Consider the following 14,915-nt stretch of genomic DNA (forward strand, 5'->3'; position numbering starts at 1 on the left):
AAAAGAGTACTTTGATTATCATCTTAAAGAAACTGAATGGCGTTGGATGAGGGAACCTAATGAGTTAGCAACTGAGCTGTGGAACCTCATTAGGTAAAATTAAGTGTAAATCTGCTAGTCTAGAGCCAAACAGTTAAAATAGGATCAGGCATAAAAAAACGGCCATCATTGGCCGCTTTATTTCATGAATTAATTTAAGCTGTTTTTAATTTAGGGTATCGGAAAGCAATCGAGATCACTGCAAATATTGCCAGAATCCAGCAATAATACACGCCCCCGATTAGCTCGACTGGAGAAAGTTTGGCAATTGAACAGGCAAGTAATAATTGTGCGCCATAAGGAATCAGACCTTGTACCACACAGGAGAAAATATCCATCAGGGCGGCGGCACGTTTTGGATCAACCCCGTATTCTTTCGCCACTTCACGGGCCATATCACCAGCCAGAATAATTGCGACAGTATTATTTGCCACAAACAGGTTGGAAAATACGACCAAGAAACTGATCCCGATTTCACCGGCACGTTGACGGCCTACTTTAAATAAGCGAGTCAGCGCGTAGATGCGTTCGATCAGCCAGCGTAAACCACCTTCACGTTGCATGATCGCAGACAGGCCACCCAGGAACATGGATAACAGTGCCACTTCAAACATGCCGACAAAGCCATCATAAATGGAAGTGTTCAGCTTGAGGATATTGAAATCTGGCGTAGCAAATAGCCCGAATAAACCCGATAACACGACACCGATGGTTAAAACCGCCAGAACATGCAGACGGCTAAAAGCCAGTAAAAACACCGCAATATAAGGCAGGATCAGGATCCAGTTAAAGTCCTTGTATCCCACTGGACTAAAACTGCCTGCATTGAAGATATAGATCAAAATCGTGACGATGGAAGCCGGTACAGCAATCCAGACATTGACTCTGAATTTGTCACGTAACTGAACTTTCTGGCTGCTGGTTGCGGCAATGGTGGTGTCGGAAATCATTGACAGGTTATCACCGAACATTGCTCCACCGACCACGGCGCCAATTGCATAAACCACCGGAATCTCGGTCACTTGTGCAAAGCCAAAGGCAATCGGTGCACAGGCGGCAATGGTTCCCATCGAGGTACCCATCGCCGTCGCAATAAATGCCGAAATCACAAACAGCATCGGTAAGACAAAACTCGGAGGAATAACGGACAGGCCCATTTGTACGGTGGCATCAACACTGCCAATCGCACTGCTAACACTGGCAAAAGCACCGGCTAGCATAAACACCATGAACATCAGGATCAGGTTGGGATGGCTGGCACCTTTAAGAAATTCTTCAATACCCTGATTGAGTTTGCCACGATACACTAATGCAGCCAAGATAATCGCGGGCAGGGCGGCAACAGGCGCTTTAATCTGATAAAACGCAAATTCAGTTCCGATCAGAGAATGATAGATCCCGCTACCTAAAAAGATGGTTAAAAATACAATAAGCGGCAACAGTGCAATGGCGCGCGCCTGCACTGTACCTTCAGAGTCAGTCTGCATAGGAGATAAAAAAATAAGAGAATGGGGCTAGTATAAAACAGGTTTTGCAATTTCAGAAAACTTTAAATGAATGCGCTAACATCTGCATTTTTATTAATTTTTCTATAATAAAAATAAGTTTATCTAAATATTCAACATTTTAGGGAATGCCAAAATTAGGCATCTTTGATCATTGAGAAAAAAATCAAAATAATCGTAAATAGATCCCTTCGGGTTGTTCTGAAATCCTCGCACAGGAAATGAAATGCCAGAGGTCGATGTTGCACACTGTTCAATGTACAAAAAATAGCGTTACAATGCGATGTCTTGTATTTCTACATAGTCAATGTCTCAAGTTTGAAACACCTTAAGGAAAGCTCAGCCCTATGTCACGTTTAGCCACACGATTTGGACAACTTAAATCTCAACAGCGTAAAGCTTTAGTTTCTTATGTTATGGCTGGTGACCCGCATCCAGAGGTAACCGTACCTTTGCTGCACCAGATGGTGGACGCTGGCGTCGACGTGATTGAACTGGGTCTTCCTTTTTCAGATCCAATGGCAGATGGTCCGGTGATTGCTCTGGCCGCTGAACGCGCGCTGGCCGGTGGCACCAATACCCTAGATGCACTGCACATGGTGAAAGAATTTCGCTTGAAAGACCGCGAAACACCAGTGGTACTCATGGGTTATCTCAATCCGGTTGAAGTCATTGGCTATGAAAAGTTTGTGGCTTATGCCTATGAATGCGGTGTAGACGGCGTGCTTCTGGTCGATCTTCCTCCTGAAGAAGCTCAAGATCTGGGCCAAGTGCTGGAAAAATATGAAATGGATCAGATTTTCCTGTTGGCTCCGACCTCAACTGATGAGCGTATTCAGCATGTAGTGAAACAAGCCAGTGGCTTTATTTACTACGTGTCGCTGAAAGGTGTGACGGGTGCTGCAACATTAGATGTATCTGAAGCAGCTGCACGTATTCAGAAAATTAAGGCAGAGACAGAAGTTCCTGTAGGCGTTGGTTTTGGTATCAGTGATGCCGCATCTGCGAAAGCGATGGGTGTTGCTGCCGATGCAGTTATTGTGGGGAGTGCGTTTGTAAAACAGTTTGCAACCCTCGCGCCAGAACAAGCCGTTATTGCGACGGTGAATAAAGTCAAGGAGCTTCGAGCAGCGCTCGATGAGTTATAGTATGAGTCAACAAGTGAAATCAGGCAAAATTCTGAGCCCATCGACCCCATGGACGGAGCGTATTGTTCCGGGCATTCATGTACCTGATGAGCAAACCACCCTAAAAGCGACATTCACAGAGCCAACAATTGAGTGCCCTGAATGTCATGCTTTGGTGACACGTACTGCAATGTCATTTAATGCTTATGTTTGTCCACAATGCGATGAACATCTGAAAATGAAAGCACGTGACCGTCTGAACTGGTTCTTTGATCAGGTACAGACTGAAATGGGTCAGGAATTTACGGCCAAAGATCCACTGAAATTTGTCGACAGCAAAGCTTATCCTGAGCGTATGTCGGAAGCACAAAAGAAAACGGGTGAAACTGAAGCACTGATCGTGATGCAAGGTCTGCTGAAAGGTGTACCAATGATTGCAACCGCATTTGAATTCGACTTCATGGGCGGCTCTATGGGTACCGTAGTGGGTGACCGTTTTGTGCAGGCAGCCGAGCGTGCGATTGAAACACATCAACCTCTAATCTGTTTTGCAGCTTCTGGTGGCGCGCGTATGCAGGAAGGCATGCTGTCTTTGATGCAAATGGCACGTACTTCAGCAGCGATTCAGCGTTTGAAAGAAGCAGGTCTGCCTTATGTGGTGGTATTGACCCATCCAGTCTACGGCGGTGTAACTGCATCTTTAGCCATGCTGGGTGATGTGCATCTGGCTGAACCGAAAGCCATGATCGGCTTTGCGGGTAAACGTGTGATCGAACAAACTGTACGTGAAAAACTGGATGAACCGTTCCAGCGCGCTGAATATTTGCTTGATCATGGTGTAATCGATCAGATTGTTCACCGTCATGCATTACGTGATACAGTTTATCGTATTATCACGAAATTGATGAACCTGCCTTGAACACAGCACCACTAGCAACTGATTCACTTGATACATGGCTCGATTATTGGAGCCATGTTCACGTTACGGGGATTGATTTAGGTCTGGAACGTGTCATTCCTGTGGCTGAAAAGCTGGGGGTGATCAATCCGGAGGCTAAAGTCCTGACGGTTGCCGGAACCAATGGTAAAGGTTCAACGACCACGACTCTGGCTGCCATTCTTAATGCTCAGGGATTTAAAGTCGGACTGTATCAGTCTCCTCATGTATATCGCTTCAATGAACGGGTGAAATTACGCGGGATTGAAGTCGAAGATCAGTTGCTGATTGATGCTTTTGTTGAAGTCGATCGGGCACGTCGCGAATGCGATTTAAGCCTGTCATTCTTTGAAGCAACCACACTTGCTGCATTTGTGATTTTTAAACATGAACTGTGTGATGTGTGGGTGCTGGAAGTCGGATTGGGCGGTCGTCTGGATGTGGTCAACGTAGTTAATCCGGATGTTGCGGTCATCACCAATATCGGACTGGATCATACCGACTGGCTCGGTGATACCATTGAAAAAATTGCTTTTGAAAAAGCTGGTATTATCCGTCCGAATATTCCCGTGATTTTTGGCGGTCAGCAAGATATTCCACAAGCCATTCTGGATAAAGCTGCTGAATGCAATGCGCCGTTGTATGCTATCAACCGTGATTATTTCTATGAAGCCTTTGAAGATGGCAAAACCTGGGCTTTTGCATCGTCGGGTACGACTTTAAAATTGCCGACAGGTTCACTGGCGCTGGATAATATTTCGACAGCGGTTGCAGCGATCTTGCTGAGTGGTCTGGAAGTCAACCAGACAGCGATTGCGGAAGGAATTCAGGCAGCTAAATTGCCGGGTCGTTTTGAAGTCCGAGAAATTCAGAATAAGACCGTCATTTTTGATGCCGGACATAACCCGCATGGGGTAGAGTTCCTGTTAAAACAATTACGCAATTATTTAAATTACAACAAGAAATATAAGGAAGTTATTTGTGTATTTTCCATGCTGGCAGATAAAGATATAAATTCTGTCGTCAAGTTGTTGAAAGACACTGTTCATTTGTGGAAAATTGCACCATTATCTGTACCACGTGCGGTAGAGGTCACACTTTTGACTGATGCACTGCAAGGTGAATTGATAGAACAATTTGACAATGTAAAATTAGCTTTTAAATCAGCGCTGGATGAAACAGAGAATAATCAGCTGATTTTGGTATGTGGATCATTTCATACCTTAGAAGCGGTATGGGAGTATTTGGAAGAATGTCAATGAATAACAAACAACGCTGGATGGGTGGCGTTGTTTTACTAGGTGGTGGTGTTTTATTGGCAGCATTACTCCTGAAAGGCCAAAATGAAATTCATCAGGATCGTCAGCAAAACCCGGCACTGGCTGCAGAAGTAGAATCAAAAGATACAGTCAACAATTCATTAGGTTCTTTAACAGTCGATGTGGAAACAGAAAAACGTCTGCTGGAACAGCAGCGTCGTGACCGCGAAAAAGCAGTAGCTGAACAGGAAGCTCGTGCAGCTGAATTTTTAGCCATGCAACAGCAGGCTGAGGCAGATGCAGCACGTCGTGCGGCAGAAGAATATGCCGCTTTGAATGCCCATCGTATGGGACAGCAAAGTTCAGACAATATTCCGCCTGAACTGGCTGAAGATGAACAGACTAAACAAAAACGTCTGGCTGAAGACAAGGCTGCTGCACAAAAAAAGTTAGAACAGCAGAAGCTTGAGCAGCAAAAAGCCCAAACTTCAGCTGATACTGCCAAGAAACAGGCAGAGCAGAAGGCTGCAGAGGAAAAACGTAAGCTAGAAGAGAAACGTAAAGCTGAAGAAGCGCATAAGGCAGCTGAAGCAAAACGTAAGGCCGAGGAAGAGCACAAAGCGGCTGAAAAGAAAAAAGAAGCTGAGCATAAAGCTGCTGAGGAAAAACGTAAGGCAGAAGAGAAGCGCAAAGCTGAAGAGAAGCATAAAGCAGAAGAAGCCAAGAAAAAGGCTGAAGCTGAAAAAGCCCGTAAACTTCTTGAAGGTGAAAGCGATAAGCAGTGGATGGTGCAGGTGGCACTGGCTGCCAATGAAGCCAATGCTGATGCCATTGCGGCCAAACTGCGAGCCAAAGGTTACAAGGTCACCAAGAGCCAGACATCTAAAGGTGTGCGTATTATGGTCGGTCCATCTAAAGACCGTGAAACAGCAGATGCACTGCGTAAGAAAATCGCGTCTGATGCCAGCCTGAACATGAAATCAGCCTGGGTAAATGACTGGGTGCCGCTAGATAAGCGTTAACTCTCTTACTTAACCGAAGTTTCTGTAGATGGATTCGCGAGTTGCTCGCGAATCCATTTTACATTTTCAGGGGTAAATAATTTTTCAATATTGCGCCAAATGGAATGAAAGCCATAACCGCCATGCTTCATTTCCTGTACTGCATCTTCAATGCGCCAGTTCTGAAAAATAATCCGGTACATGGCCACACTGGCACCGGTACGGTCTGAGCCGTGATAGCAGTGTAAAAGTATTTTTTCATTATTTTGCCGTGCCTGTTGAATCAACTGCATTACGTTCAGTAAATCCTCTCGATTCATAGCCCAGGTATGAATGGGAACATGTTTAAGCTTGAGGTCTTCATTTGAAAAACATCCGTATCTTTGTCGCGTGAACGCAGGTTGATCACCACATTAATGGCATATTGTTTTAGTAAGGGCGTCAGTTCATCGCTTGGCTGTTCACTTCGGTAAAGTTCATCGCTAATCTGATAAAAATTATGTTCTTCATGCAGTTCTTGTCCCCAGTGCATTGGGCGTTCCTGTTCAGGCAGTGCTGGAGTACAGCCGGATAAAACAAGCGTGGAAACCAGAAGAAGTACATAATTATTTTTCATTGCAACCTGACTCATCTTTTTAATCATTCTCTTCAACAGAATATCGGCTTTTTCAAAAAAAAGCCTGTCCGAAGACAGGCTTGATGGGAAAAGTTCGAAAACCCGGCTCGTCGGTGGGTATCAAACTAAACATGAAAATGATGGTTGATGCATGACGACTAGCATTTTCATGGTGGAGAGTTATTTACCGATTTTTTGAATGATTTACCTTCTATTTAGAATATTGTGATTGAAAACTATGTTCTTTGGTTATCTTTCGCAAAACTGATGAAAAGCAGTGTTTTTAATTCGTCACTCGAAGCAAAGCGGTGTTTTGGCAACTACGCGCTTCGCTTGTCTTGCGACAAACTAAGGCAGTGCTTCAAATACTGCGCACTTCGTTTGCTTTGCGCAAAACTGAAAAGCAGTGGTTTCGGTGTTATCACTCGAAGCATAGCTTCTCGTCTTGCGCAAGGGCAGTACTATGGAAACTGCGCACTACGCTTGCCTTGCGCAAAATTAAAAAGGAGTCCTTTTAATTCCTTACCAGCCATAGCATAGCTATGGTTCTTGCGCTCGGGCGAAGCAGTGCTTCGCTTATCCTCGCTCAGGCTGTGGCGTAAGACGTAAATAAGGAGTCACTGCCTTATAACCTTTAGGGAAGCGTTGTTTAATTTCTTCTTCATCTTTCAGTGAAGGTACAATCACCACATCATCGCCATGTTGCCAGTTCGCCGGGGTTGCGACTTTATAGTTGTCAGTTAATTGTAGAGAGTCGACTACACGTAATACTTCATGGAAATTACGGCCTGTTGATGCAGGGTAGGTAATAATTAGACGCACTTTCTTGTTTGGATCAATGATTACCAGAGAACGTACAGTCAGGGTTTCACTCGCGTTCGGGTGAATGAAGTCATACAGCTCAGATACTTTACGATCCTGATCGGCAATGATCGGGAAGTTAACGGTGGTACCTTGAGTTTCATTGATGTCTTTGATCCAGCCATGATGCGATTCAACATCATCAACAGAAAGGGCAATTGCTTTCACGCCACGCTTTTCAAATTCATCTTTTAACTTTGCGGTAAAGCCCAGTTCAGTGGTGCATACAGGGGTGTAATCGGCTGGATGTGAAAATAAAATGCCCCAGCTATCGCCTAGAAAGTCATAAAAATTAATTAAGCCTTCGCTAGATTGCTGTTCAAAATTCGGTGCGGTATCGCCTAAACGTAAACTCATTTTTCTTGCCTCAATTGATCTTGTAATGTGTCGATGAGAATAAATATGAACCAATTTTTTTATGATTTAAAATAGTGTTTTTAGAATTTCTTATGAATAAACCGAATAAAGAAGTAGGCTATTGATTCAGAATCAGACAAATCAGTCGTCTAATTAACTATATTGCATGGGTAAAATTTGCTACATTACCTTGCCTTAGGTCTCAGGGCTAGGACGAAGGATGAGTTTTTTCATTGGTTTTCTGGCAAAACCCTTGTAGTTCAAATTTCTAGCACCATAATAACGACTAAGAACATATTTATTTGACAAGCAAGATTTAGAGAGTCTATTCATGTTGGCAAGTCTGATCGGAGGAATCTTCGGTACCAAAAATGAGCGCGAACTCAAACGCATGCGTAAAATCGTAGACAAGATTAATGCGCTCGAGCCGACGATATCAGCCCTAAGCGATGCAGACTTATCTGCAAAAACTGAAGAATTCAAACAACGATATAATAAGGGTGAAAGCCTAGATAAGTTACTTCCTGAAGCATTCGCAGTCTGTCGTGAAGCTGCAAAACGCGTCATGGGAATGCGTCACTATGACGTACAGTTGATTGGTGGTATTACCCTGCATGAAGGCAAGATTGCCGAGATGCGTACCGGTGAAGGTAAAACCCTGATGGGAACGCTGGCCTGTTATCTTAATGCATTGAGCGGGCAGGGTGTCCATGTCATCACGGTGAACGACTATTTGGCACAACGTGATGCCGAATTAAACCGTCCATTGTTCGAATTCTTGGGTTTAAGCATCGGGATTATCTATTCCATGCAGAACCCGATAGAAAAATCTGAAGCCTATAAAGCAGATATCACTTACGGTACCAATAACGAATTCGGTTTTGATTATCTTCGTGACAATATGGTGTTCTCGCTGGCTGAGAAAAAACAGCGTGGTCTGACTTATGCCATTATCGATGAGGTCGATTCGATCCTGATCGATGAAGCGCGTACACCACTGATTATCTCTGGTCAAAGTGAAGACTCCTCCCAGCTTTATGCAGCGATCAACAGCATTCCACCGAAGTTAAAAGCACAGAAAGAAGAAAAAGTACCGGATGGCGGTCATTTCTGGATTGATGAAAAACAGCGCTCTGTTGAAATTACAGAAACCGGTTTTGAAACCATTGAAAGTGAATTGATTGCAATGGGCTTGCTGGCTGAAGGTGAAAGCCTGTATTCAGCTTCTAATCTGAATTTGCTGCATCATGTGACTGCTGCGATTCGTGCGCACTATTTATATCAACGTAACGTGCATTACATCATCCATGAAGGCGAAGTGATCATTGTTGATGAAAATACCGGTCGTACCATGCCGGGCCGTCGCTGGTCTGAAGGTCTGCACCAAGCGGTTGAAGCAAAAGAAGGTCTGGAAATCCAGCCGGAAAACCAAACCCTTGCAACCACCACATTCCAGAACTATTTCCGTCTGTATAAAAAATTATCCGGTATGACTGGTACAGCAGATACTGAAGCTGCGGAAATGAAAGAAATTTACGGTCTGGATGTGGTAATTATTCCAACTCACCGTCCAATGATCCGTAATGACCAGAACGATTTGATTTACCTGAATCGTGAAGGTAAATACAACGCGATTATTCAGGAAATTCAGCGTGTTCATGAAGCTGGTGTTGCGCCAATCCTGATTGGTACTGCTACTATTGAAGCGTCGGAAATTCTTTCTGACAAGCTTAAAGAAGCTGGTATTGAACATGAAGTCCTGAATGCCAAGCAGCATGAGCGTGAAGCGGATATTATTGCCCAAGCAGGTGCACCGCGTGCCGTAACCATTGCGACCAACATGGCAGGTCGTGGTACCGATATTTTGCTGGGTGGTAACTGGAAAGCGCTACTGGCCAAAATTGAAAACCCAACCCCTGAAGATGAAGCACGTCTGAAAGCAGAATGGGAGGCGAATCATGAAGCAGTTCTCGCTTCTGGTGGTTTGCATATTATCGGTTCTGAGCGTCATGAATCTCGCCGTATCGATAACCAGTTGCGTGGTCGTGCGGGCCGTCAGGGTGACCCGGGTGTATCGCGTTTCTACCTGTCTCTTGAAGATGACTTGATGCGTATCTTTGCGGGTGATCGTGTGGTTGCCATGATGCGTGCGATGGGCTTAAAAGAAGATGAAGCGATTGAACACAAAATGGTATCACGCTCAATCGAAAATGCACAACGCAAAGTAGAAGCACGTAACTTCGACATTCGTAAGAACCTGTTGAAATACGATGACGTGAATAACGAACAGCGTAAAATCATCTATAGTCAGCGTGATGAAATTCTGGCTGAAAGCTCATTGCAGGATTATATCGAAGAGATGATCCGTGAAGTGATGCAGGGCATGATCGCCAACTATATTCCGCCTGAATCGATTCACGATCAGTGGGATATTGAAGGTCTGGAACTTGCACTACGTGAAGACTTATCGATTGATCTGCCAGTCGCACAATGGTTAGAGCAGGATCGTCGTTTAGACGAAGAAGCACTGGTTGAACGAATTACTGAAGAAGTGGTAAATCGTTACCGTTCACGTCGTGAACAAATGGGCGCTGAATCTGCAGCATCACTCGAACGTCATTTCATGTTGAACTCTCTGGACCGTCACTGGAAAGAGCATCTGGCTGCGATGGATTACCTGCGCCAAGGAATTCATTTACGCGGTTATGCACAGAAAAACCCAGAGCAGGAATACAAAAAAGAAGCCTACAACCTGTTTGTAAACATGCTGGGGGTGATTAAGTCTGACGTCATTACTGATCTGTCACGTATCCATGTGCCAACACCTGAAGAACTGGCTGAAATGGAAGCACAGCAGCAGGCACAGGCTGAAGCGATGCGTTTGCAGTTATCTCATCAGGAATTTGATGGATTACTGGCTGAAGAAGATGAAATCACCACTGAACAAAGTGCGCAGGCTAATCCTGTTGCACCAGTCTTTGAAGCACCGGCAAGCCGTAATGCACCTTGTCCATGTGGTTCAGGTCTGAAATATAAACAGTGTCATGGCAAGATCTAATTTCTGCTAAGTTTCTAAACTATAAAAAGATCAGGGCTATTTGGTCCCGATCTTTTTATGTATATGGACTTTTAGGTGGTGAATACTGTTTGCACTGTACTGGATTAAATGGTATTTAATGGCAGATTGAACACCGCAAAGTGGAAGAAACAATGACAAAAGTATTAAAAACGATGATGGTTGCTGCTTTGGCAATCCCGACTTTAAGTTTTGCAGAAACAGCAACAACGACACCTGCTAAAGTTCAGCAGGCCATTGGTCCAACTACGGCTCAGGTTCAGACGGGTACAGATGGTCAGGTGACCATTGCAAGTCCGCGTACCGGCATTCGCTATACCTTTAATAATTCAAACCGTCCAATCGTTTTGCAGACTGCAGCGATTGCAGCAGCTAATTCAGCCAATGCAGACCGTATTGTTGCTTCTAACCCTGCGCTTTCTGCGGCAAGTCAGCAACAGGCGAAACAGGCTTTATTGAGTGAATCAACCCAGCTGGCTAAAAACTAAGTTTGATCCAGTTTAATAAAACCAGTCACTATGACTGGTTTTTTTTGTGAAAAACCATAAGAAAAGTGAGTGTTCATCTGGCTTTGGCTCGATTTTTTAATGAAGATCAACTAAGCTGTATTTTTATGAAACTTCAATATTGGACATTTAAAAATGGCAGTTGGTGACGTATCTATGCCACAGATGCATGTGGTAAAAGGGGTGAGAATTGGTTCGGCAGAAGCGTATGTGCGCTATCAGAACCGACGTGACCTGGTGATATTTGAACTGGCTGAAGGCTCCAATGTTGCAGGTGTATTTACCCAGAATGCTTTTTGTGCTGCCCCTGTACATGTTTCTAAAGCACATCTGGCGGCAGGTAATCCACGTTACCTAGTCATCAATACTGGTAATGCTAATGCTGGTACTGGTCCAACAGGTATGGCAAATGCTGAAGCCACTTGTGCCAAACTGGCTGAACTTGCAGGCGTGAAAGCTGAAGAAGTATTGCCATTTTCAACAGGGGTGATTGGCGAACAATTACCAATGGAGCGTCTGCTCAGTGGTTTACAGCCTGCATTAGACTCATTGCGTGATGATGCTTGGGTTGATGCGGCAACCGGTATCATGACTACAGATACTACGCCGAAAGGTGCATCTGAACAGTTCGAGTTGGATGGTATTACTTATACCATGACCGGGATTTCCAAAGGTGCCGGCATGATTCGCCCAAATATGGCGACTATGTTGGGTTATGTGGCGACTGATGTACCAATCAGCCGTGAACTGGTTCAACAGCTTTTATCTGAGACAGTGAATCAGTCATTCAACCGCATTACTATTGATGGTGATACCTCTACCAATGACTCTTGTATTTTCATTGCCACAGGTCAGGCCGGTGGAACAGAAATTTCATCAGTTGAAGATCCGCGTTATGCTGCTGTGCTTGAAGTATTAATGCGTACCATGAAGCGTCTTGCACAACTGATTGTGCGTGATGGTGAAGGCGCAACCAAGTTTATTACTGTGGCCGTAGAAGGTGGTGCCAATACTCAGGAATGCTGTGACGTGGCTTATAGCATCGCCCATTCTCCATTGGTGAAAACTGCGATCTTTGCTTCTGATCCAAACTGGGGGCGTATTCTGGCTGCAATCGGTTATGCAGGTGTGGCGAATTTAGACGTTGCAAAAATTCAGGTTTGGTTAGATGATGTACAAATCTGCAAGGATGGTGGTGCAGCAGCAGACTATACCGAAGAGGCAGGTGCACGTGTGATGGCACAAGCTGAAATGACGATTCGTGTTGATCTTGGACGGGGTGAAGCAAAAGATACAGTCTATACCTGTGACCTGTCCTATGATTATGTGAAGATCAATGCTGATTATCGTTCATAATTCAGATTGTTTCTTAAGCCTCCGTTGTGGGGCTTTTTTTATATCTTATGATTTTTAATGACTGGTCAAAAAGCATTTTGCTGGAGATGACCGGGATGTAGGGTGAAAGGTTCGTTGAATAATGAGCCATGAGGGTAGAGTAAGAGTTGTTATGAATGATGCGACCAAATTAATAGCCAATGAAGCCAAATCGATTGTACAGGCGCATTTAGATCGTTTAGGAGAACCCAAAGAGCATCAGATCAGTGCACAGGCCAAACAGGAAAAATTCGCACAGATTCAAGCTGAACTGGAAAAGCAGAATGCAGTGCTAGTTGCGCATTATTATTGTGATCCTGAAGTACAAGAACTAGCGGAACTGACTGGTGGCTGTGTCTCCGATTCATTGGAAATGGCACGTTTTGGGCGTGACCATCCTGCGTCGACCTTGGTGGTGGCCGGGGTTAAGTTCATGGGTGAAACCTCAAAAATACTTTCACCAGAAAAAACCGTCCTTATGCCAACTCTTGAAGCAACCTGTTCACTGGATTTGGGCTGTCCGGTAGAGGAATTTACCAAATTCTGTGATGCGCATCCTGATCATACTGTAGTCGTTTATGCCAATACTTCGGCTGCGGTTAAAGCCCGCGCTGACTGGGTCGTGACTTCAAGTTGTGCAGTTGAGATTATTGAACACCTCGATAGTTTGGGCGAGAAAATTATCTGGGCACCGGATCAGCATCTGGGGCGTTATATTCAGAATAAAACTGGTGCTGACATGCTGCTTTGGGATGGTGCTTGTATTGTTCATGAAGAATTCCGTTCGCGCGGAATTGCCAATATGAAAGCCTTATATCCTGATGCGGCAGTGCTGGTTCATCCAGAATCACCGATGTCTGTGGTAGAAATTGCTGATGCAGTTGGAAGTACTTCTCAGTTAATCAAGGCAGCTCAAACCTTGCCACATCAGCGTTTGATCGTGGCAACGGATCGCGGTATTTTCTATAAAATGCAGCAGGCTGTACCAGATAAGATTCTGATTGAAGCTCCAACCGCTGGAGAAGGAGCAACCTGTCGTTCATGTGCACACTGTCCTTGGATGGCCATGAATGAACTTGAGGGAATTTTGCATGTTCTGCAACATCGTGATCAGGAGATTCATGTTGAGCCTGCCTTAGCTCAGCGAGCTAAATTACCTTTAGATCGTATGCTAGATTTTAGTGCTAGTTTGAAACGCTAAGATTTTGTATAAAAAATGTCTGAAATGCTTGATAAATAAACGCTTGAAGTGTTTTTTTGATTTTTTTTAAATATAGGTGTTGACGTCTTATGGCGTCACGCCTAGAATGCACACCGTACCAAGCGATAAGCTTGATACGAAAGCTGAGATGAATCGGAGCATAGCACAGCCTGGTAGTGCACCTGGTTTGGGACCAGGGGGTCGTAGGTTCGAATCCTACTGCTCCGACCAATTCTTCAAGGCGGATGGTGAAAATCATCAGTAAAGCGCTTGTAGCTCAGTTGGATAGAGCATCCGCCTTCTAAGCGGATGGTCACAGGTTCGAATCCTGTCAGGCGCGCCATTTTTGGTGGCTTGATATTTAAGAACCAAGGCAATGGTGGATGTAGCTCAGTTGGTAGAGCCCCGGATTGTGATTCCGGTTGTCGTGGGTTCGAATCCCATCATTCACCCCAACTCTTTGAGTTGAACATCGGAGCATAGCACAGCCTGGTAGTGCACCTGGTTTGGGACCAGGGGGTCGTAGGTTCGAATCCTACTGCTCCGACCATCTTCTTCATGGTGGTTGGGATTAATGATACCGCGTCAAGCGGTTTTTTTATGTCTAAATAATGAAGACACCGTGATGGTGGATGTAGCTCAGTTGGTAGAGCCCCGGATTGTGATTCCGGTTGTCGTGGGTTCGAATCCCATCATTCACCCCAACTTTTTTGAGTTGAACATCGGAGCATAGCACAGCCTGGTAGTGCACCTGGTTTGGGACCAGGGGGTCGTAGGTTCGAATCCTACTGCTCCGACCATCTATAAAAATGATTAATTATATGGATACCGCATTAGGCGGTTTTTTTATGTCTAAAATTTAAGTACGAACTAAATTTATCAATCAAAATAAAAATAGATTAGAAACTGGTTATTGATTAAGTTCATTCTTCATTCTTCATTCTTCATTCTTCATTCTTCATTCTTCATTCTTCATTCTTCATTCTTCATTCTTCATTCTTCATTCTTCATTCTTCATTCTTCATTCTTCATTCTTCATTCTTCATTCTTCATTCT

General features: G+C 44.4%; 10 protein-coding genes, 6 tRNA genes and 2 pseudogenes. 15 read left to right on the forward strand and 3 right to left on the reverse strand.

The features are described from left to right. Positions 1–97 (forward strand): annotated as a pseudogene (locus tag ACEWB7_RS15195) (IS1595 family transposase); the annotation flags it as partial. 97 nt (positions 98–194) lie between these two features. Here the strand turns inward: ACEWB7_RS15195 and ACEWB7_RS15200 are convergent. Then, positions 195–1,526 carry a Na+/H+ antiporter NhaC family protein gene (locus ACEWB7_RS15200; protein WP_411580943.1) on the reverse strand — a complete coding sequence of 444 codons (1,332 nt, stop codon included), beginning with the start codon at positions 1,524–1,526 and terminating at the stop codon, positions 195–197. Between the two features lie 365 nt (positions 1,527–1,891). On the opposite strand from ACEWB7_RS15200, the gene trpA reads away from it, so the two are divergent. From trpA to ACEWB7_RS15220, 4 genes are read left to right on the forward strand one after another with little or no spacing between them, the layout of a single operon-like run. Next, positions 1,892–2,692: a tryptophan synthase subunit alpha gene (trpA, locus tag ACEWB7_RS15205; protein WP_159124159.1), complete on the forward strand. Its 801-nt coding sequence runs from the start codon at positions 1,892–1,894 to the stop codon at positions 2,690–2,692. Between the two features lies 1 nt (position 2,693). Beyond that, the gene (accD, locus tag ACEWB7_RS15210; protein WP_034169942.1) at positions 2,694–3,590 is read left to right on the forward strand and encodes an acetyl-CoA carboxylase, carboxyltransferase subunit beta; all 897 of its coding nucleotides are present in this window, start codon (positions 2,694–2,696) and stop codon (positions 3,588–3,590) included. Next, positions 3,587–4,870 carry a bifunctional tetrahydrofolate synthase/dihydrofolate synthase gene (gene folC / locus ACEWB7_RS15215; protein ID WP_411580944.1) on the forward strand — a complete coding sequence of 428 codons (1,284 nt, stop codon included), beginning with the start codon at positions 3,587–3,589 and terminating at the stop codon, positions 4,868–4,870. Before accD ends, folC begins: the two co-directional genes overlap by 4 nt. After that, entirely contained in the window at positions 4,861–5,889 is a 1,029-nt protein-coding gene (locus tag ACEWB7_RS15220) for an SPOR domain-containing protein (RefSeq protein WP_411580945.1), read from the forward strand. Before folC ends, ACEWB7_RS15220 begins: the two co-directional genes overlap by 10 nt. 5 nt (positions 5,890–5,894) lie before the next feature. On the opposite strand, the pseudogene ACEWB7_RS15225 reads toward ACEWB7_RS15220, so the two are convergent. Together ACEWB7_RS15225 and ACEWB7_RS15230 are read right to left on the reverse strand one after the other, a co-directional pair. After that, positions 5,895–6,484, reverse strand: a pseudogene (locus tag ACEWB7_RS15225) (dual specificity protein phosphatase family protein). 576 nt (positions 6,485–7,060) lie between these two features. Beyond that, positions 7,061–7,702, reverse strand: a complete 642-nt coding sequence (locus ACEWB7_RS15230; protein ID WP_411580946.1) for a peroxiredoxin — start codon at positions 7,700–7,702, stop codon at positions 7,061–7,063. Positions 7,703–8,033: 331 nt separating this feature from the next. Between ACEWB7_RS15230 and secA the strand changes: the two genes are divergently transcribed. The 10 genes from secA (at position 8,034) to ACEWB7_RS15280 (ending at position 14,659) form a co-directional block, all read left to right on the forward strand. Continuing rightward, positions 8,034–10,760 (forward strand): preprotein translocase subunit SecA, encoded by a 2,727-nt coding sequence (secA, locus tag ACEWB7_RS15235; RefSeq protein WP_175966728.1) that lies wholly within the window; start codon positions 8,034–8,036, stop codon positions 10,758–10,760. 152 nt (positions 10,761–10,912) lie between these two features. Beyond that, positions 10,913–11,266 (forward strand): hypothetical protein, encoded by a 354-nt coding sequence (locus ACEWB7_RS15240; protein ID WP_208462252.1) that lies wholly within the window; start codon positions 10,913–10,915, stop codon positions 11,264–11,266. A 153-nt stretch (positions 11,267–11,419) separates the two neighbouring features. Further along, positions 11,420–12,640 (forward strand): bifunctional glutamate N-acetyltransferase/amino-acid acetyltransferase ArgJ, encoded by a 1,221-nt coding sequence (argJ, locus tag ACEWB7_RS15245; protein WP_262738945.1) that lies wholly within the window; start codon positions 11,420–11,422, stop codon positions 12,638–12,640. Positions 12,641–12,791: 151 nt separating this feature from the next. Further along, positions 12,792–13,859, forward strand: coding sequence for a quinolinate synthase NadA (gene nadA / locus ACEWB7_RS15250; RefSeq protein WP_125279614.1), 1,068 nt, complete (start codon positions 12,792–12,794; stop codon positions 13,857–13,859). Positions 13,860–14,013: 154 nt separating this feature from the next. Beyond that, a tRNA-Pro gene (locus tag ACEWB7_RS15255) sits at positions 14,014–14,090 on the forward strand. Between the two features lie 35 nt (positions 14,091–14,125). Continuing rightward, positions 14,126–14,202: transfer RNA gene (locus tag ACEWB7_RS15260), tRNA-Arg, on the forward strand. Positions 14,203–14,238: 36 nt separating this feature from the next. Beyond that, positions 14,239–14,314 (forward strand) — tRNA-His (locus ACEWB7_RS15265). Positions 14,315–14,332: 18 nt separating this feature from the next. Beyond that, a tRNA-Pro gene (locus ACEWB7_RS15270) sits at positions 14,333–14,409 on the forward strand. 78 nt (positions 14,410–14,487) lie between these two features. After that, positions 14,488–14,563: transfer RNA gene (locus ACEWB7_RS15275), tRNA-His, on the forward strand. Positions 14,564–14,582: 19 nt separating this feature from the next. Further along, positions 14,583–14,659: transfer RNA gene (locus ACEWB7_RS15280), tRNA-Pro, on the forward strand. The last annotated feature ends 256 nt before the right edge of the window (positions 14,660–14,915 follow it).

This window comes from Acinetobacter sp. NIOH-H-8, assembly GCF_046635365.1.
Lineage (GTDB): Bacteria > Pseudomonadota > Gammaproteobacteria > Pseudomonadales > Moraxellaceae > Acinetobacter.

Excerpts from the sequence above, each read along its gene's own strand:
- ACEWB7_RS15200 (WP_411580943.1), bottom strand. The coding sequence starts at position 1,526 with ATGCAGACTGACTCTGAAGGTACAGTGCAGGCGCGCGCCATTGCACTG.
- trpA (WP_159124159.1), top strand. The coding sequence starts at position 1,892 with ATGTCACGTTTAGCCACACGATTTGGACAACTTAAATCTCAACAGCGT.
- accD (WP_034169942.1), top strand. The coding sequence starts at position 2,694 with ATGAGTCAACAAGTGAAATCAGGCAAAATTCTGAGCCCATCGACCCCA.
- ACEWB7_RS15220 (WP_411580945.1), top strand. The coding sequence starts at position 4,861 with ATGTCAATGAATAACAAACAACGCTGGATGGGTGGCGTTGTTTTACTA.
- ACEWB7_RS15230 (WP_411580946.1), bottom strand. The coding sequence starts at position 7,702 with ATGAGTTTACGTTTAGGCGATACCGCACCGAATTTTGAACAGCAATCT.
- secA (WP_175966728.1), top strand. The coding sequence starts at position 8,034 with ATGTTGGCAAGTCTGATCGGAGGAATCTTCGGTACCAAAAATGAGCGC.
- ACEWB7_RS15240 (WP_208462252.1), top strand. The coding sequence starts at position 10,913 with ATGACAAAAGTATTAAAAACGATGATGGTTGCTGCTTTGGCAATCCCG.
- argJ (WP_262738945.1), top strand. The coding sequence starts at position 11,420 with ATGGCAGTTGGTGACGTATCTATGCCACAGATGCATGTGGTAAAAGGG.
- nadA (WP_125279614.1), top strand. The coding sequence starts at position 12,792 with ATGAATGATGCGACCAAATTAATAGCCAATGAAGCCAAATCGATTGTA.